Origin of the sequence: Granulicatella sp. HMSC31F03, from assembly GCF_001807725.1 — a bacterium.
In the GTDB taxonomy this organism is placed as follows: Bacteria; Bacillota; Bacilli; order Lactobacillales; family Aerococcaceae; genus Granulicatella; species Granulicatella adiacens.
Genome location: NZ_KV790851.1, coordinates 80,963 through 98,689 on the forward strand (window position 1 = coordinate 80,963; position 17,727 = coordinate 98,689).

Consider the following 17,727-nt stretch of genomic DNA (forward strand, 5'->3'; position numbering starts at 1 on the left):
ACACCTCCATGTATTAATCTCACAGTTACATAGTGTAGCAGAAAGAAGAATGGTTGTAAAGTATTTTATCTTTACACCATAGAAAAATTGTTCTAAAAATGCTCTAAACCCTATTAAAACAAGTAATAAATAGAATTTTATGCATATTTTTGATATACTGGATAAAAATATGTATAAACGAAAAGAGTTGAAATTATGTCAGTTCAGAACCAAACTCCAGATTGGCGCGAGGCTCTACTAACTTTTTGGAATAAACCTATATTGAAAAATATTCGATTTATTTTTAACATCGCTTATTCAGTTCTAAAAAATATTTTTGTAATTGCGATTTTATTCTTAATGCTATTAGGAATATTTGGTGGTGGAATTGGATTAGGATATTTTGCAAGTTTAACTTCCAATGAAGAGCCCCTTACCCAAGAACAAATGAGTGACGCAATTGGAAATCTTAATTTAATCTCTAGTTTCCATTATAGTGACGGTACAAAAATTTCAGATGTGAATTCTGATGAACTACGAATTGTAAAACCTCTATCAGAAATTTCTCAATATGTAATTGATGGAATTATCTCAACCGAAGATAGTTCATTCTACGAACATAATGGGATTGTACCAAAAGCTTTACTTCGTGCTATTCTCCAAGAAGCTGTTTCTTCTGGATCAGGCGCGGCGGGTGGTTCCACTCTTACGCAACAATTAATTAAGCAACAAATTTTGACGAGTGAAGTAACTTTCAAACGAAAAGCCAACGAGATTTTATACGCATTACGTCTTGAAAAACACTTTACGAAAGATCAAATTTTAGAAGCCTACTTAAACGTATCTTCATTTGGTCGAAATCATAATGGATTAAATATCGCCGGAATCGAAGAAGCCGCTCAAGGTGTTTTCGGTGTGGCTGCAAAAGATTTAACCTTACCACAAGCTGCTTATCTTGTTGGGATGCCACAAAATCCGATTGTGTATACTCCTTACACAAACCAAGCTACCTTAAAGGAAGATACTTCTGCGGGTATTGAACGGATGAAATTTGTTCTCTTTAGTATGTATCGTGAAAACAAAATTACTAAAGAACAATACGAAGAAGCTCTAGCGTATGATATTACAAAAGACTTCCTTCCGCCAAAAGAAATTTCTTCAGATAGACAATCTTATCTTTACCAAGCTGTTAACCGTGAAGCGATTAAAGTCTTAATCACTAAAGCAGCTCAAAAGAATAAATTAACTTATGATGAAGTTCGTAATGACTCAGAGCTTTACAGCAAATATTACGATGAAGCTAGTCGTGAGCTAAGTTCTTCAGGATATAAGATTACATCAACAATCGATCAAAAAGTGTATGATGCAATGCAAAAAGCGATTGCAAGTTATGGAAACCAAATTGGACCAACGTATAATACACAATATGTTGATCAAAATACTGGAGAAACCAAAACACAAACAGAACCTGCTCAAAATGGAGCGGTTATGATTGAAAATAAAACAGGTCGTATTCTTGGATTTGTTGCTGGTCGAGATTTCGAATCAAACCAAGTAGACCACGCGTTTACTACGCACCGTTCACCAGGTTCAACTATTAAACCAATCTTGGTTTATGCTCCTGCTATTGAAAATAATCTGATTTATCCAGCAAGTATTGTTCCAGATACTAAAGTAAGTATTCCTCAAGGAAACGGAACTTACTGGCAACCGACAAACTACGGAAACACAATAACGAACCAATTCTTAACGGTCCGTTATGCACTATTCCGTTCGTTTAACAATCCTGTTATTAAGATTTACCAAACAATGCTTCAAAAAGGCATTAACGCAGGTGAATACTTGAAGAAGATGGGCATCAAAGGGATTACTGAAGATGAGTATCAAAATATCGCCCTCTCCATTGGGGGAACCAGAACTGGTCCGACTGTTTTAGAACAAACAAGTGCCTTCTCTACTTTAGCAAATGGTGGTGAACACCACGATGCATACTTAATCGAGAAAATTGAAGATTCCAGAGGAAATGTTGTCTACCAACATGAAGACAAAAAAGAACGTGTTTTCTCTGACGCAACGGCTTATTTAACAACGAATATGCTTCAAGACATCGCAAATTCGACTCAATTCTACAATATGAAGGGAAATATGGGCTTCAGTTCAGACTTGGCTGGTAAGACTGGTACTTCTGAAAATGAAATTGATAACTGGTTTGTCGCATATACCCCAACCGTAACGTTAGGTTCTTGGATTGGATACGATAACTTCTATAATGCCCGTTATGCTATTACTGCTGGTGATGGATACGGAGAACCAACTACTAGAAGTCAACGTCAATGGACTTACTTAATGAAGGCCGCTTATGAAGCAAATCCTGAATTAATCGGTAAAGAAACAACCTTTAAACAACCAGATTCTGTTTATCGTGATTCTGTTGTATCCACAACAGGTACGAAAGCCGGAACATTCAAAGCTGAAAACGGCGGAACCTACTCGATCAGTGGTGGAATGACGACCGACTGGTTCAAGAAAGATTTCCCACCGATGAATCCTTTCTACAACTTCGCTATTGGAGCTACTCCTGAAGAAATGAATAACTTCTGGAATAAAGCCACTCCTAAAAAAGAGGAGAAGAAAGATACCAAGAAGGACGAAAAGAAAAACGAGAAAAAAGACGAGAAAAAAGATGAGAAGAAGAATGAAAAGAAAGAGGAAACTACTCAATCTCCTTCTACTCAAAGTCAAACGACTCGATCAAACTAATAAAAAAGGCTGGACAATGTCCAGCCTTTTTATTGTGGAATTTTTAAATTTAGACTACTTATTTAGTAGTATTTCTCCATTCAATCTTGTATGGTAAAGTGATTTCAGACTCTACGATTTCTTCTTTATTCATAATCTTTGTTAAAAGACGCATTGCAACGGCACCAATATCATATAAAGGAGGTGCAATCGTTGAAAGAATTGGACGAGTCATTTTCGTTAATTTAGAATTGTTGCTTGAAACCAATTCAAATTTTTCAGGAACTTTAACGCCTAAATCGATTAATCCGTTTAATAATCCTACTGAAGTTTCATCATCAGTTACCACCGCAGCAGTCGCACCTGCTTTGTGGATGCGTTCAGCTACAGACTCCCCTGCATGATAGGTTAGAGGAACTTCGTAAACTAATTTTTCGTCAAATTTAAGTCCTGCTTTTTCTAAAGCAGCTTTATATCCTTCTAAACGGAAATCAACTGAAGCTACATTTTTCATTGCAGCAGTGACAAAAGCAATTTTCTTATGTCCATTTTCAATTAAAGTTTCCACTACTTCTCTTGTCGCTTCATTGAAATCGATATTTACTGAAGCAATTTCATGTTCTGCATCCATTGTTCCCGCTAACACAATCGGTGTTTTTGAACGAACAATTTCAGCACGTAATTCAGGTGTTAGATGGTTTCCCATGTATAAAATTCCATCTACTTGTTTAGAGAACAAAGTATTTAACACTTGAATTTCTTTATGATTATTTTGGTCTGAGTTTGCTAAAATGATGTTATATTTATACATTGTAGCAATGTCATCAATCCCACGAGCTAAACTAGCAAAATAAAGGTTTGTAACATCAGGAATAATAACTCCCACAGTCGTTGTTTTTTTACTCGCTAACCCACGCGCAACGGCATTTGGACGATAATCCAATTCGTCAATTACATCTAAAACTCTCTTACGAGTTGCTGGTTTAACGTTTGGATTTCCATTAACAACACGCGATACTGTAGCCATGGATACGTTCGCTTCACGCGCAACATCATAAATCGTAATTGTTTGCTTTTCCATCTACAAATCTCCTTTGTGCATCTTTTCATCTATCATTAGGGTAGCACTTTCATAAAATTAATGCAAGCGTTTAACGAAAATTTTCAAAAACTTTTTGAAACTATTTACATTCTTGATATAATAAGTATGCTACAATAGTTTTAAGGAGATGATTTATATGAATTTAAACCCTACTTTCAAACAACTAGAAACTGAATTATCAAAACAAAACAATCCGATTGCTCTAATCCAAAATCCTGAAACCATTCGTCTTTTAACGAATTTTTCAACAGATCCTCATGAGCGGATTGTGGCTCTTGTATACTCACCAAGCGCTACCCCACTATTATTTGTCCCCGCATTGGAGCATCAAGTGGCTCAAAAAGCGGAACCAGATTTTATCGTGAAAAGCTATCACGATCATGAAGATGGATGGAAGCTCCTATCAGATGCGATTAAAGAACACTTCCCTGCAGAGCCAAATTTCGCTGTAGAAAAAGTGGACTTCTCTCTTTATGCCGCAGAACAAGTTCAAAAGCATTTTAAGGATGTTCATTTTTCTGTAGATTTAACGCCAATCGTTCAACACCTTCGTCTTGTAAAAGATCAAGAAGCCGTTGAAAAATTGGTCTACTCTGGAACCTTTGCTGACAAAGCGATTGAAATCGGGAAGAACGCCTTAAAGGTAGGCATCAGCGAACGTGAAGTGGTAGCCATCATCGAATTTGAAATGAAAAAACTCGGCGTCTCTCAGATGAGCTTTGATACCATGGTGCTCTTTGGAGATCACGCGGCAGATCCTCACGGTGAACCTGGAGACCGCACCCTTAAAGAAAATGAATGGGTTCTATTTGACCTTGGTACAATGGTAGATGGGTACGCAAGTGACATTACACGTACCGTCTTCTTTGGAAATAGCCAGGACAAGGATCCACGTCATCAAGAAATCTATGATATTGTACAAAAAGCGCATGACACAGCCATTGCAGCTATAAAACCAGGGATGAAAGCAAGCCAAATCGATAAAATTGCTCGCGATATTATTACAGAAGCAGGATACGGTGAATATTTCATCCATCGCCTTGGACACGGGATTGGCCAAAGCGTACATGAATTTCCTTCAATCATGGAAGGAAATGATATGGAACTCGTTGAAGGTATGTGTTTCTCTGTAGAACCGGGTGTTTATATTTCAGGTGACTTCGGTGTTCGTATCGAAGACTGTTTAGCTGTTACCGAAAATGGTTCAAAACTCTTCACTAAAGTAAAATATGATTTTTAGACAAACAAAAAAGGCTGGGGAATTTCCCAGCCTTTTTAAGGATGCATTATTATGCTTCTTTTTTAGCTTCTTCTTTCACATCTTGAGCTTTTTCTTTTACATCTTCTGCTAATTCAGCAACCACTTCAGCTGACTCTTCTTTTTGTTTAGAGAAGTTTTCTTTTACTTTATCAACTGTTTCGTTGAATTGGTCTTTTAAGTTTTCAGTATGTTTAGAAACTTGTTCTTTTAGATGAGAAGCTTGTTCTTGTAAGTTAATACGAATATCTTGAGTTGAAGCTTTGGCAACTTCAGTGAATTCTGCTCCTTTTGCTAAGGCAATTTCACCATATTCTGACAATTGTTCTTTATAACGATCAGCTTCTTTTGCTAAATCTTCACGTAATTCTTTTCCTGATTTTGGTGCAAATAGCAATGCAGTTACTGCTGCTGCTGTTCCCCCGATTAATGCTCCTAATAAAAATCCGCATTTTTTACTCATGTTCAACACTCCATTTCATTAATTATATTTTTTTCTTTTTGGAAAAAAATGCTCTTCCGAAGTTAACTGCCGTAGCTACACGACTCGTTTTAGAAAGTTTTACTGCTTTTGTTGCTAGATTTCGTGAAGATGCATTCACATCTGAAATTGTCACACCTAAATCTCCAGCTGCAGTAAATAATGGATCAGTGGCTTTTAATTTGCCATTGATATCGTCCACCAATACATTGGCTTTATTTAATAACCCCTCTACTTCAATTGAGAGGCTGTCTACATCTTTAGTAATAATCTCTAATGAATGATTCATGTTCTCAACGGTTTTATTTAATTTTGATAAAATCGGTGATACTTTGACAATCACAAAAACTACTAAGGCTAATAAAGCACATGCAGCTATTAATGCAGCAATCTCAATACCTGTCATTGAGCCATTCCTCCAATCTTCTAGTATGATTCAATCATAACACTATCCCTTTAAAATTACCATCAAATTCTTTGTAAAATGAATCTCTTTCATTCGTTTTTTTTGTATGCTACACTAATTGTATTCAAATTTAAAGGAAGACTTATTATGCGTGTATTTTTATGGTTCGATTCCATCTCTAATTTCTTTATCAATTATTGGAATGGGATTGAATGGGAATCTATTTTATCTAATCTTTTTACTAAACTACTCTCACTAGTCATTTTATTTTTACTATTTTATTTAGGAAAAAAACTAGCCCATTTTCTCTTTAAGAAAACCATTCTCTCTTCTATGAGAGTCTCTACTCAATCGGAAAGTCGCAAGAAAACCATTCTTAAATTATTAGAGAATATGTTGGATTATTTCTTATATTTCATTTTGATTTATTGGATTCTTTCGATTATCGGAGTCCCAATTTCTAGTTTACTAGCAGGTGCCGGAATCGCTGGGGTTGCTTTAGGTCTAGGAGCACAAGGTTTCTTATCAGATGTCATCAATGGATTATTTATCTTAATGGAACGTCAATTTGAAGTAGGAGATGCGGTTTTAATTAATTCTATTTCTGGGACGATTGCAAGCGTTGGCGTTCGTACAACCCAAGTTCGAGGATATGATGGAACCCTGCATTACATTCCCAATCGCAACATTACCGTCGTTAGCAACCAATCTCGAGGAAATATGAGAGCTTTAATCGAACTTCCACTCAATAGTAATGTTGATTTAAAAACGGTCTATGAAACCATTGAAGCCGTGAATACTCGATATGCTAAATCGGATGAGGCTCTAGCTTCTGCACCAAATATTGTGGGCCCTCAAACCAAACCAACTGGACAATTTGTCTTCACGATTTCTATCATGACGAAGAATGGATTGCAACATGCCACTTATCAAAAATACTTAACCTTATATCAAGAAGCATTATTAAAAAAAGGAATCGACCTTTCGACTCCAACGATTCCCTATCTGACAAAATAAAAGAAGGCGAAAAATTTTCGCCTTCTCTTTTTATTTTTCAACTAAATCAAATTCTCTAGTTAATTCATGAACCATGAAATTAATGCGTTTCAACACTTCTTTTCTGGTTACGATCCCTAAAAATTCTTGGTTTTCATTCGTAATACAAATAAAACTTTGATCCACCAAATCCCTCAATACATCTTCCATATCTGTATCAACGAAAATCGTTGGAAACTCCGTCTTCATGACATCACGAACTTTATACTTACTGAGTTGATTCATATGAATTTGTTCGACTCCAGTAATCTTTTGCAAAATCATCGCTAAAGATACTAAGCCTACAATTTGATTTTCTTTATTCAAAACGGGGATTAAAGAATATCGTACATTCGTAAGAACTAACATGGCATGCTCTAATGTATGGTCTTCTTGTAGAATCGCTACATTCTCAGCATCAATAAAGAGCTGCTCTCGATTTTCCAATAATAATTCTTGTATTCTCTTATGAATCAAGTGTATAACCTCCTTCAGGGCTCCAAGTATAGTTTAAAACTAAATCATCTAATACTTCATGCTTCGTCGTATAATACGTTAAACGAATTTGTTCTTTTGATAAAATCTCTAATACAGCATAACTCGCAGTTCCTGAATAAGTCCCTCTTGGAAAATTTGTCGATCCTGAATTAATACATAAAACTCCATCAACAGTCTCTGCATTTAGCTTATGAGTGTGCCCGTACAAAGCAATACTAGCTCCTTTTTCTTTAGCCATGTTTGCTAAATACTCTCTCCCAGCATTTACATATTGATGATGCCCATGAGTGACAAAGAACGTAATCCCTTCTACTTCAAAAACCTCAAACTCAGGATACTCCATATCATAATCACAATTCCCTGTGACTCTTACACAATGAGATAATAATTCATCCTTATAGGGAAACTCAGAATCCCCTGTATGAACAAAAGTTACTTTTTCTCCAGAAAAATGATCAAAAATTTTCCGAAGCGTCAACTCTTGACCATGATTATCACTGACAATGACTATTTTCATTCTGTTTCCTCCACAGCTCCTAAAGAGTTTGTCCAATGTTCCCATTTTTCAACCAGTAATTCAATCGCTTTTGCACGGTGGCTAATTTTATTTTTGATATCCATTCCGAGTTCCGCAAATGTTTGTTGATACTCTGGCACTAAAAATAATGGATCATAACCAAATCCACTGTCTCCTGATGGTAATGTGGCAATTTCTCCGTGACATTCTGCCTGTACCACAAGGGATTCTTTAAACGGCGCCGCTAAAACTAAACAACATGTGAAATGAGCTGCCCTTTCCTTTCCTTTAAGCCCACCTAGTTCAGATAACAGTTTGGCATTATTAGCCGCATCATTCTTTTCTTCTCCTGCAAATCTTGCTGAATAAACTCCAGGAAGTCCTTCTAGAGCATCTACACAAAGTCCTGAATCATCAGCCAAAACAATTGTTTGTAAAGCATTCGCAATCGTCTCTGCTTTCAGTCTCGCATTTTCCTCAAAAGTCGTTCCAGTTTCCTCAACTTCATCTAATTCTGGGAAATCTTTTAAGGTTTTAACCTTATAGCCTTTTGGTTCAAAAATTTTGGCAAATTCTTTTGCTTTTCCAACATTATTCGTTGCAATAACAATTTCTTTTCCAAGTTGGATAGGCGTTAATTTTTCCTCTAAAGTCACCGTCTTCACCTCTAAACCCTTTCTGTGGAGCCAATTTTCCGCAATCTCTTCAAAAAGAGTTGCATCTCCCGTTGTATAAATTTCTAAAGTAGGATTTGGATTCGTTTCAGGAGTTTCGCTGAGTTTGCAATAATCTAAAAGAGCACTCACACTTGATACAGTTTCTGCACCTGAATCAATTAAGGAAACTTGATCTCCTACGACTTTTTGAATCGTTTTTCTTAAAAGAGGATAATGTGTACAACCCAAAATCACTGTATCTACATTGGTGCCTTCTAATGGTTTGAGGGTTTCATTTACAATCTCCCAAGCTTCAGGCGTGTCCGATTGATTATTTTCGACAAGGGGAACAAAGTTTGGACAAGCAATATCAAATACTTGAATGTTCTTATTCTTGTCATGCATTGTTTTTGGATACACTTTACTTGAAATCGTAGCATTCGTCCCCAATACTCCGATTCGGTCATTAGATGTTTGCTTGATGGCTGCCAAACTTCCTGGTTGAATCACTCCCACTACCGGAATCTCTAAAGTTTGTTGTAATTCCTCTAAAACGACTGCTGTGGCCGTGTTACAGGCAATAACCAGCATTTTTATATTCTTTTGCAGTAAAAATTGCACTATTTCCAACGTATATTGGCGAATCTCCTCTTTCGGTCTTGTCCCATATGGGCAACGAGCGGAATCTCCTAAGAAGATCATTGATTCGTTTGGTAATTGTTTTAACGCCTCTTTGAGAACCGTTAAGCCTCCCACTCCTGAATCAATAAATCCAATTGGTCTTTTCATATTTTGCCAACCTCTCTATCTTTTGTCTTCTATAGTATACCATAGTTCAAACCTGGCTGATTCAAAAGTGGTTCGTATTATGAAAAAGTTAATCAAAGAGAAGACCCTTCGGTGTTTGAATGAAAAGGCTTTGAAGGGTCTACACTGCGTGCCTTTATCGGATATCTTCATAGTGTTTGTAATAGCTGTAGCGGTTCGAGCCGTGGTCTCTCACCTACTGAGCTATTACTCACACTATAGAATCCGATAGGCCCTCCGTTTGACTCCTCCGACCTTTTCATTCAAACAATGATGCTCATAACGTTTTGCAATACGACCAGGTGACTAAAAAGAAAGGGGAGAAACCTCCGCACTAAACAAAAAGAACTCCTGCTGTGCAGAAGTTCTCGTTTTTTATGCTACGTTTGGATCTTTACTTTGATGTTTTCTAGTCACTAATATTAAGAGAACGATCACTACTAAGAAAGTTATTGAAATGGCCCAGCCAGGGTGTTCATTGATAGATTTTCCTAGTTGAATGATAAATTTAACAAAATCTGGTAATTCCTTCCCTTGATGACTCACTCCACTGATTATAATACCCATTAATAAAGTAACTCCCCCAAGTGCGAATAGTCCTGTTTTTAATGGCATTTTATTCATGACAATCCCAATCACATTTGCAATCAGATGAATCAATAATACTTGTGCAAAAAAAGCTGCAATACTTAAAAATAGATTTTCAGGATTATACAAAGTGCTTAACCTTGATTCAATTTTGATCGTATTGAATACCGTGATTCCTTCTCTAAATGGTAACAATATGCTAAAGATAAACGTTAAAATGAGTGAATCAACAATTGTTTGAATAAAGAGACTTTGAATTTGTTCATTTCTCGTTAATCCTAGTTGGCTTTCTAGGCGGAATTGTTCAATGATATAAGCAATTCCAATGATTAAAATAATGAGTCCGACTTCATTATCAAAATAAATTGGGAAATAAACTCCAAATGAAGTAAAATCTCCATTTGCAAAAATTTTCATGAATAGGCCTGCGAAAACCCACCAAATTCCTAAAAAGATTAAAATCGATTTCCATCTTTTCACTAGTCCCATGCTAACAACTGATAATAAACGGTCCATCTTATTCATTCTCCTTTCGAGTAATTGAAATAAAGTAATCTTGCAATGTTAATGGTGAAAAATCTAATCCTTGAGGAGTCTCCCCTTTTTTCCCAATCACTACTGCACGAGTGATATTTCCAATTTGTTCGGTTTCTTGTACATTCTTATCTGCGACAAATTCTTGAACTAGGCTTGTAGCACCTCTAACAACATATCCTTTTCCAAGGACCTCTTCCACCATCACTTCCTCTGTAACCACACCATCTTTAATAACGATGACTTTTTCAAGAATTGAAGCAACTTCTTCGATTAAATGCGTTGCAATGACAAATGTCCGTGGATTTCTTGCATAAGCTTCCAGTAATTTTTTGTTAAAAATATGACGATGATTCGCATCTAAACCTAGTACTGGTTCATCCATAAAGATGTACTCACTAGGATTACAAAGCGCTAGGATAATTTTCATAATGCTTTGATATCCAGTAGAGGCTTTTGAAAATCTTTCTTTCACATTGACTCCAAAGACTTTAATTAAATCTTCTGCAAACTCACTGTCGAATTCCGGATAAGTTCTTTTATAAATAGATAATAAATCTTTAAATTTATATTCTTTTGGGAACCAATTTTCTGTACTCGATAAGTACACTTGATGCATCGCCCTTGGAGTTTTATGAAGATCCACGCCATCAAGAGTGATGTCTCCGCTTGTCTTTTCGATACGGCGAGCAATCATATTTAAAACCGTACTCTTTCCAGCTCCATTTCGACCTAATAGGCCAATAATACTCTCAGGTTCAATCGTAAAATCGACCCCTTTTACAGCTTCTTTATTGAAATACTTCTTTCTTAATCCTTTCACTTGGATTGTCATTTTAGGAACCCTCCTTCGATAATTTTAACTAATTCTTCTTTTGTAATTCCTAGTGCTTGCGCTTCTTTTAAAAAATTTGGGACCATCTGATTCGCAAATTCATTTTGCTTTTTACTTACAATAATTTTTCTTGCCCCTTCTGCTACAAACGTTCCAAGACCTCTTCTTTTTTCTAATACTTGTTCGCTCACGAGTAAGTTCATTCCTTTCAATACGGTTGCTGGATTGATTTGATACCCTGTGGAAATCTCAGTTGTCGACGGTACTTGATCTCCTTCTTTGTAGATTTCATGGAAGATTTCTTCTTCTAGTTGATTGGCTACTTGTTGAAATAACGGGATATCACTTTGAAAATCAAATTTCATAACGCACCTCCTTTAAGTTTTATGTTTGTTGGTTAGTTACTTGTGTAATTAACTATAAAACTAAAAAACTATTTTGTCAACACTTTTTTAAAAAAAATTTTGAAAATAAAAAAGAGTGATAAAACAAGGATTCTCCTTGCTTCATCACTCCATTAAAAATATGATTTTATAAATATTGTGCTAACAATTCTTCTAATTGTTCTTTAGCATGGTAGCCAACTACTTTATTAACCACTTCTCCATCTTTTTTGATTAATAAAGTTGGGATGCTCATAATTCCAAAAGCACGAGCGGTTTCAGGGTTTTCGTCCACATCCACTTTAGTGAATGTAACTTTGTCTCCCATTTCCTCGTCTAATTGGTCAATAACTGGACCTTGCATACGACATGGTCCACACCATGTAGCCCAAAAGTCTACTAAAACTACTCCGTCTTTAGTTTCTTCTACAAAGTTTTTATCTGTTAATGATTTTACCATTCAAATCATCCTTTCCTTTTTCTATAAGACCAGTATAGCAATCCCGATTCACTCGACCAACTTTTCTGCTCATAGATTATTTGAAAGTAACAATCGTTGCCCCATTTCCACCTGTATTCATTGGTGCAAATTCAAAACTAGCAACAGAGCGGTGGCTTCGAAGTGTTTTATGAACACCTTGTTGAATCGCGCCTGTTCCGCGTCCATGAATAATGGTTACACGTGGATAATTAGCTAAAATAGCCGCATCAATATATAAATCAAGATCTTTCATCGCTTCTTCGTATCGTTTTCCACGTAAGTCTAATTCTGAAGAGACATGACTACTTCTAGCACTTTTCACAATCACTTGTTGTTTAGCTTCTTGCGTTTCGGCAATTGGGGCTAAGTCTTCTATAGCAATCTTCATCTTGATAATCCCCATTTGAACAACCCATTCCTCGTCACTGACTTTTTCAACAAGAGTTCCGCGTTGTCCAAATGAAAGAACTTCGACACTTTGTCCGACTTGCAGCGCCTTCTTCGCTTTTTCTTTGCGAAGCACCTTATTCTTCTTCAAGGCTTGCTCATGTTTCAAGTCTGTTAAAGCTGTCTTTTTCTCAATCATTTCATGTTCTTTAACCGTACTTTGTTTACTTCTCAGTTGTAATTCACGGATTTCTGACAAGATTTTATCCGCATCATCCTTACTTTGTTCAATTAAAGAATTTGCACGCTCTTTAGCTTCTTCCAGAAGTCTTGCTTTATTTGCTTTAAACAGTTCAGTTTCCTTTTGCAAATCTTCTAATAACTGTGTACTTAACTCTAATTGATGACGCATCTTATCGGCATCACGCTGCGCACGGCGACGTTTTTGCTCAAGGTCACTAATCATCGCATTCAAGTCTTGGTCTTCCTCAGAAAGAAGCCCACGCGCTTGGTCGATAATGATAGATGGTAACCCAAGACGTTTTGAAATATCAAAGGCATTACTACGCCCTGGTACTCCAAGTAGGAGTTGGTACGTTGGCTGAAGAGTATCTCCATCAAACTCCATACTCGCATTAATGGTTTTAGGGCGGTCATACCCGTATGCTTTCAACTCTGGATAGTGAGTCGAAGCAATCACATAACTTTGCTTACTTGCAATATAATCAAGAATCGCAATCGCAAGAGACGAGCCTTCTTGGGGGTCTGTCCCTGATCCAATTTCGTCGATTAAAAGCAAGCTCTTATTATTGATTTGCTTCAAAATAGAAACAATATTGGACATATGAGATGAGAACGTTGATAAGTTTTGTTCAATCGATTGCTCATCCCCGATATCTGCAAAAATCTCGGTAAAGATTCCTACACGGCTATTTTCACCCGCAGGAATATAGAGTCCCATCTGTGCCATTAATTGAATGACTCCAACCGTCTTCAAGAGGATTGTTTTCCCCCCTGTATTCGGCCCTGTAATGACAATCGCTTGATACTCTTCTCCAAGAATAATATCGTTTGCGACAGCCTTCTCACGGTCTAATAATGGGTGCCATGCTTTCCAAAGTGCCACATGATTCTGACGGTCAATAATAGGTTCTGTTGCCTTTATTTCATTAGCATATAGAGCCTTTGCATTCACTACGTCTAATCGTGCTAATACATAATGATTTTGATGCAATGAATTCGTGTATGGCATGAGTTTTTGAGAAAGTTCCCATAAAATGCGTTCGACTTCACGCTTTTCTTGGACTTGATATTCTCGTAATTTATTATTCAAATTAACAACTGCTTGAGGCTCCATAAACAGAGTCTGTCCCGTTGCACTTTGGTCATGTACAGTACCTCCAAATACAGATTTATATTCTGCTTTTACTGGAAGTACATAACGGTCATTACGAATGGTGATAATCGTATCACTTAAATACTGGGCATTCTTTCCTGTAAGGTATTGATCCATTTGGCGACGAATTTCTTGTTCCGTTTTCTGAATGCCTACTCGAATTCCATGCAAAGTAGGAGACGCACTATCTAATACATATCCATCTTCTCGAATCGATGCTTCTAGCTCCTTAGTCACATCAGGAATACTTTCTAATTTTTCAACTAGTCGGGGGATACGTTTTAATGCAATCTCTTCTTCTTCAACTTTTTCAAAGAAACGTTCTACTTCATGCGTTGTCGTTAACACACGTAAAATATCACTTAATTCGCGCCCATTTAATCCCGCTTCTAATTCCAATCGTTTCAAGGCGAAACTAATATCTTTCAACCGTGGAATCGGAATCCCTTGTTTTAAGCGAAGAAGCTCAACTCCATCTGCTGTTTCTTCAATTTTATGTTGAATCGCCTTTTCTTCCACCTCTATTGGAAGTTCTTTAATCATTTGTTTTCCTTTTTCAGAGGTTGCATATTCAGCTAATTGGGCTCTAATTTTATCAAATTCTAAAACCTTTTCGATTTTCGAATTCATAACAGTCCTTCTTTCTTAAAAAACGTGGAACAAATCTGTTCCACGCTCTCGTTTTTATTTAGGTAATAACCAACTTGAAACAATTTGTGTCACAATTGGAGTTTTGGTAATAATAAAGTTTGGCAGTCCGCCTTCAATCATTTTTTGTGCTGGAGCCAGTGGGATCATCGCAATCGCGTAAAGAACAAAATAAATAAATAGATAGTTCATAAGGAATCCTAATGCAGCACCACTGATTGTATTAAATTGTTTTAATAATGGTAAAAATGTTAATTCACTCGCAATATATCCTAAGAAACGAACCACTAACCAACCTAAAATCATAATCACTAAAAATGAAATCAATCTATAAAATGAGTGGTCTAAATTCATTGCTTGTTCTTCAGAGAAAATCGCTAATTGATTTCCGGGAACATAGGACGGATACGGAATAAATACCGATAAAAATTTAGCTAGTTTTTCATGCGTAAATAATGCCACTAAAAAGGTAATAAAGTAACCCGCAATATAAACTAATTGTAATGTTAATCCTCTACGGGCACCCGTATAGATTCCAACGATTAAATAAAATAAAATGATTAATGTAATCATAAACCCTACCTTCTCAACAAATCTTGTTGTAATTCAAATTGTTTTTCTAATTCTTGTTTTCTTTTTGAGTCAATGGAAGGTCGCTTATGATGCGCATTTTGCACTTCTTTTTCTAACTGCTCTACTCGCTTCTTCAATGCGACGACTTCTTCTTGTTTTTCGAATTGATTTGAAATAGCGTTAATCGCTGCAAGGAGTGCTACTTCTTCATTCGATAATTTGTCTGATACTCGGGTGATTTGATCTAATTGCTCTTGTAAGACTCTCACAATACTTTGCATTTCTTGTTGAGACTTTTTCCCAATAATCGTATAGGATTTGCCGGCAATGACTGCTTTAACTCTTGATTTCGGTTGTTTCACAATAGATCATCTCCATTCCTCATAATATCACCTTATTTTACCATTTTCTGAGCAAAAAAACACGAATAATCCTCTTTTTGAAGGAGTAGACGAATAAATGTTCTCATGGTATTCTTAAAAAGAACAAGGAGGATTACTATGAATTCATTAACATTAACACTATCACCCGAACAGGTTTCCGCATTAGAAGCAAAATATCCTTCATATGTAGAGTCCCCTCCTCCACACGCCGTTTTAAGGTTGAAGATTGACGGGTTAACGATTACTGCCTATCAATCTGGTAAAGTGCTATTCCAAGGGAAAGGCATTGAAACGTTTATTCAAAAGAATCAGCTAGAATCGTCAATAAAGACATCTAAAGAGAAATCAAAAGACACGCCTTCTCTTCCAAAGGATTTTTCTTCTTGGAGCGTAATGGGAAGCGATGAAGTTGGAAACGGAGCTTACTTTGGTCCTTTAACGGTTGCTAGTGCTTACGTTTCAAAAGAAAATATCCCTCTTCTTAAAAAAATGGGAGTGAAAGACTCTAAAGATTTAACGGATGAACAAATCCGAGCTCTCGTTCCTAAAATTAAAGAAGTCATTCCGTATAAATTATTGACGCTTTGGCCTGAAAAATACAATGAGGTTCAACAAGTCAAAAACTTAAATGAAATGAAGACTCTTCTTCATAACCAAGCCTTACGTCTCTTAAGTGAAAAAATAATGCCAGAATCACCTGAAGGGTATTTAATTGATCAATTTTGTAAACCAGAATTATATTATCGTTATTTAAAAGGACAGCCTTTAGTCGATAAAAATAAAACGTACTTTATTACAAAAGGCGAAAGCCATCATATCGCTGTAGCGGCGGCGTCAATGATTGCTAGATGCGCTTTCCTGGATGGTTTAGACTCATTAAGTACAGAATTCGGGTATAAACTACCAAGTGGTGCTGGAAGCAATGTGGACCAAATTGCTGCAAAAATTCTAAAGCACAACGGAATGGATACTTTACGTAAAGTCGCAAAACTCCACTTCGCCAATACCGAAAAAGCAAAACGAATGAAATAATGAAAGAGCAACTTCCTCAAACCAGGGAAGTTGCTCTTTTTTAATCTTTCAATAGTTTTTGAATCACTTTAAGTGCGCCCATCCAACCGAGTGCAATGATGAAGAGAATAATGGCCCATCCATATCGTAGTTCCGTCAAAGGAATTTGAACGTTCATTCCAAAAAATCCCGTGACAATATCTGGAATCGTCATCAATATAGAAATAACTGTTAAAAATTTCATCGTATCATTCAAATTATTATTCAAAACATTATTATACGTTCCGGAAATTTGTCTTAAAATTTGAAGATGTAAATCTGTCATCTCAACTAATTGTTTTGCCTCGATAATATTGTCTTCCAATTGCTCTCTTTCAAAATCATCGAATTCTTTAAAGGCTTGTTGCGTTTTCAATTGCTCTAATACAACAGCATTTTGCTTAGTGGCAGATACTAAATACATTCCACCAATTTCCAAATCAGAAAGTGCAAATAAATTATTCTTAGTCGTTTTCTTTCGAAGGAGTTTGCTAATATTTTGCTGTTCTTTATTTAATTTTTCAATTACTGGGAAGTAATGCTCCGAAATGACAAAAAGGCTATGCAGTAAAAGATTAAACACATTCCAATGAAGATTCTCTTCCAACTCTTCTACAATCGCATCGATAATGTATTCATTTTGACTATTTGAAATCGTAACAATTTGATTTTGACGAACAATGAATGTTAACGGAATCGTTTCATAGTGGTTCTCTTCTTTAGACAAGTTTAATACATTATAAATAACAACCAGCGTTTTCGTTCGACGGTTGTATTCCATATGTGCTCGCTCATTTTTATCCAGTGCATATTCAATCATTTCATCATCAATTTCATACGTATCATAAATGGATGAGTATTCACTAATCAAATCTGAATTGATGTTAATCCAAGTATTATCTCCAAAGTGCATTACGCTCATTTAAACCCCTCCTTCGTATAGAATGCTGTATTAGTATAACATAATTTCTTTTTTTGACTAAAAGGAAAG

Annotated in this window: 18 protein-coding genes; 4 read left to right on the top strand and 14 right to left on the bottom strand. The window is 36.2% G+C overall.

Translation table 11 applies throughout. The features are described from left to right. Positions 1-195 precede the first annotated feature (195 nt). Positions 196-2,739, top strand: coding sequence for a transglycosylase domain-containing protein (locus HMPREF3106_RS04270; protein ID WP_070444623.1), 2,544 nt, complete (start codon positions 196-198; stop codon positions 2,737-2,739). Positions 2,740-2,797: 58 nt separating this feature from the next. On the opposite strand, the gene ccpA is transcribed toward HMPREF3106_RS04270, so the two are convergent. Next, complete coding sequence (gene ccpA, locus HMPREF3106_RS04275; RefSeq protein WP_049555242.1) at positions 2,798-3,799, bottom strand: catabolite control protein A; 1,002 nt, start codon at positions 3,797-3,799, stop codon at positions 2,798-2,800. Positions 3,800-3,956: 157 nt separating this feature from the next. Between ccpA and HMPREF3106_RS04280 the strand changes: the two genes are divergently transcribed. After that, the gene (locus HMPREF3106_RS04280) at positions 3,957-5,060 is read left to right on the top strand and encodes an aminopeptidase P family protein (protein WP_049555243.1); all 1,104 of its coding nucleotides are present in this window, start codon (positions 3,957-3,959) and stop codon (positions 5,058-5,060) included. Positions 5,061-5,109: 49 nt separating this feature from the next. Here the strand turns inward: HMPREF3106_RS04280 and HMPREF3106_RS04285 are convergent, their stop codons facing one another. Continuing rightward, on the bottom strand, positions 5,110-5,541 hold the full coding sequence (locus tag HMPREF3106_RS04285; RefSeq protein WP_049555244.1) for a YtxH domain-containing protein: 432 nt from the start codon (positions 5,539-5,541) through the stop codon (positions 5,110-5,112). A gap of 22 nt (positions 5,542-5,563) precedes the next feature. Beyond that, entirely contained in the window at positions 5,564-5,965 is a 402-nt protein-coding gene (locus HMPREF3106_RS04290; protein ID WP_049555245.1) for a DUF948 domain-containing protein, read from the bottom strand. Between the two features lie 147 nt (positions 5,966-6,112). Here HMPREF3106_RS04290 and HMPREF3106_RS04295 point away from each other — a divergent pair, with 147 nt between their 5' ends. Beyond that, a complete protein-coding gene (locus HMPREF3106_RS04295; protein WP_239652367.1) occupies positions 6,113-6,982 on the top strand; it encodes a mechanosensitive ion channel family protein in 870 nt (289 codons plus the stop codon). A gap of 30 nt (positions 6,983-7,012) precedes the next feature. Here the strand turns inward: HMPREF3106_RS04295 and cbpB are convergent, their stop codons facing one another. From cbpB to HMPREF3106_RS04345, 10 genes are all read right to left on the bottom strand, one after another. Further along, positions 7,013-7,477, bottom strand: coding sequence for a cyclic-di-AMP-binding protein CbpB (cbpB, locus tag HMPREF3106_RS04300; protein ID WP_049555246.1), 465 nt, complete (start codon positions 7,475-7,477; stop codon positions 7,013-7,015). Further along, positions 7,467-8,015, bottom strand: coding sequence for a metallophosphoesterase (locus HMPREF3106_RS04305; RefSeq protein ID WP_049555247.1), 549 nt, complete (start codon positions 8,013-8,015; stop codon positions 7,467-7,469). Before HMPREF3106_RS04305 ends, cbpB begins: the two co-directional genes overlap by 11 nt. Continuing rightward, complete coding sequence (gene racE, locus HMPREF3106_RS04310) at positions 8,012-9,460, bottom strand: glutamate racemase (protein ID WP_070444625.1); 1,449 nt, start codon at positions 9,458-9,460, stop codon at positions 8,012-8,014. Before racE ends, HMPREF3106_RS04305 begins: the two co-directional genes overlap by 4 nt. A 393-nt stretch (positions 9,461-9,853) precedes the next feature. Then, entirely contained in the window at positions 9,854-10,582 is a 729-nt protein-coding gene (locus tag HMPREF3106_RS04315) for a hypothetical protein (RefSeq protein ID WP_049555249.1), read from the bottom strand. A 1-nt stretch (position 10,583) separates the two neighbouring features. Beyond that, on the bottom strand, positions 10,584-11,435 hold the full coding sequence (locus tag HMPREF3106_RS04320; RefSeq protein ID WP_070444627.1) for an ATP-binding cassette domain-containing protein: 852 nt from the start codon (positions 11,433-11,435) through the stop codon (positions 10,584-10,586). Next, entirely contained in the window at positions 11,432-11,800 is a 369-nt protein-coding gene (locus HMPREF3106_RS04325; protein WP_049555251.1) for a GntR family transcriptional regulator, read from the bottom strand. Before HMPREF3106_RS04325 ends, HMPREF3106_RS04320 begins: the two co-directional genes overlap by 4 nt. Positions 11,801-11,966: 166 nt before the next feature. Next, a complete protein-coding gene (trxA, locus tag HMPREF3106_RS04330; RefSeq protein WP_039849092.1) occupies positions 11,967-12,278 on the bottom strand; it encodes a thioredoxin in 312 nt (103 codons plus the stop codon). Between the two features lie 76 nt (positions 12,279-12,354). Next, positions 12,355-14,712: an endonuclease MutS2 gene (locus HMPREF3106_RS04335; protein WP_049555252.1), complete on the bottom strand. Its 2,358-nt coding sequence runs from the start codon at positions 14,710-14,712 to the stop codon at positions 12,355-12,357. Between the two features lie 54 nt (positions 14,713-14,766). Then, complete coding sequence (locus tag HMPREF3106_RS04340) at positions 14,767-15,303, bottom strand: CvpA family protein (protein WP_070438151.1); 537 nt, start codon at positions 15,301-15,303, stop codon at positions 14,767-14,769. A gap of 5 nt (positions 15,304-15,308) precedes the next feature. Further along, the gene (locus HMPREF3106_RS04345; RefSeq protein ID WP_049555254.1) at positions 15,309-15,665 is read right to left on the bottom strand and encodes a cell division protein ZapA; all 357 of its coding nucleotides are present in this window, start codon (positions 15,663-15,665) and stop codon (positions 15,309-15,311) included. 138 nt (positions 15,666-15,803) lie between these two features. Here HMPREF3106_RS04345 and rnhC point away from each other — a divergent pair, with 138 nt between their 5' ends. Beyond that, positions 15,804-16,718 carry a ribonuclease HIII gene (rnhC, locus tag HMPREF3106_RS04350; protein ID WP_070438148.1) on the top strand — a complete coding sequence of 305 codons (915 nt, stop codon included), beginning with the start codon at positions 15,804-15,806 and terminating at the stop codon, positions 16,716-16,718. Positions 16,719-16,758: 40 nt separating this feature from the next. Here rnhC and HMPREF3106_RS04355 read toward each other — a convergent pair whose 3' ends face one another. Then, entirely contained in the window at positions 16,759-17,658 is a 900-nt protein-coding gene (locus HMPREF3106_RS04355; protein ID WP_049555256.1) for a magnesium transporter CorA family protein, read from the bottom strand. Positions 17,659-17,727: the final 69 nt, after the last annotated feature.

Coding starts and splice junctions, on each gene's coding strand:
- racE (WP_070444625.1), bottom strand. CDS start 9,460: ATGAAAAGACCAATTGGATTTATTGATTCAGGAGTGGGAGGCTTAACG.
- HMPREF3106_RS04285 (WP_049555244.1), bottom strand. CDS start 5,541: ATGAGTAAAAAATGCGGATTTTTATTAGGAGCATTAATCGGGGGAACA.
- rnhC (WP_070438148.1), top strand. CDS start 15,804: ATGAATTCATTAACATTAACACTATCACCCGAACAGGTTTCCGCATTA.
- HMPREF3106_RS04320 (WP_070444627.1), bottom strand. CDS start 11,435: ATGACAATCCAAGTGAAAGGATTAAGAAAGAAGTATTTCAATAAAGAA.
- HMPREF3106_RS04335 (WP_049555252.1), bottom strand. CDS start 14,712: ATGAATTCGAAAATCGAAAAGGTTTTAGAATTTGATAAAATTAGAGCC.
- HMPREF3106_RS04325 (WP_049555251.1), bottom strand. CDS start 11,800: ATGAAATTTGATTTTCAAAGTGATATCCCGTTATTTCAACAAGTAGCC.
- HMPREF3106_RS04355 (WP_049555256.1), bottom strand. CDS start 17,658: ATGAGCGTAATGCACTTTGGAGATAATACTTGGATTAACATCAATTCA.
- HMPREF3106_RS04315 (WP_049555249.1), bottom strand. CDS start 10,582: ATGGACCGTTTATTATCAGTTGTTAGCATGGGACTAGTGAAAAGATGG.
- HMPREF3106_RS04270 (WP_070444623.1), top strand. CDS start 196: ATGTCAGTTCAGAACCAAACTCCAGATTGGCGCGAGGCTCTACTAACT.
- HMPREF3106_RS04305 (WP_049555247.1), bottom strand. CDS start 8,015: ATGAAAATAGTCATTGTCAGTGATAATCATGGTCAAGAGTTGACGCTT.
- HMPREF3106_RS04340 (WP_070438151.1), bottom strand. CDS start 15,303: ATGATTACATTAATCATTTTATTTTATTTAATCGTTGGAATCTATACG.
- trxA (WP_039849092.1), bottom strand. CDS start 12,278: ATGGTAAAATCATTAACAGATAAAAACTTTGTAGAAGAAACTAAAGAC.
- ccpA (WP_049555242.1), bottom strand. CDS start 3,799: ATGGAAAAGCAAACAATTACGATTTATGATGTTGCGCGTGAAGCGAAC.
- HMPREF3106_RS04290 (WP_049555245.1), bottom strand. CDS start 5,965: ATGACAGGTATTGAGATTGCTGCATTAATAGCTGCATGTGCTTTATTA.
- HMPREF3106_RS04295 (WP_239652367.1), top strand. CDS start 6,113: ATGCGTGTATTTTTATGGTTCGATTCCATCTCTAATTTCTTTATCAAT.
- HMPREF3106_RS04280 (WP_049555243.1), top strand. CDS start 3,957: ATGAATTTAAACCCTACTTTCAAACAACTAGAAACTGAATTATCAAAA.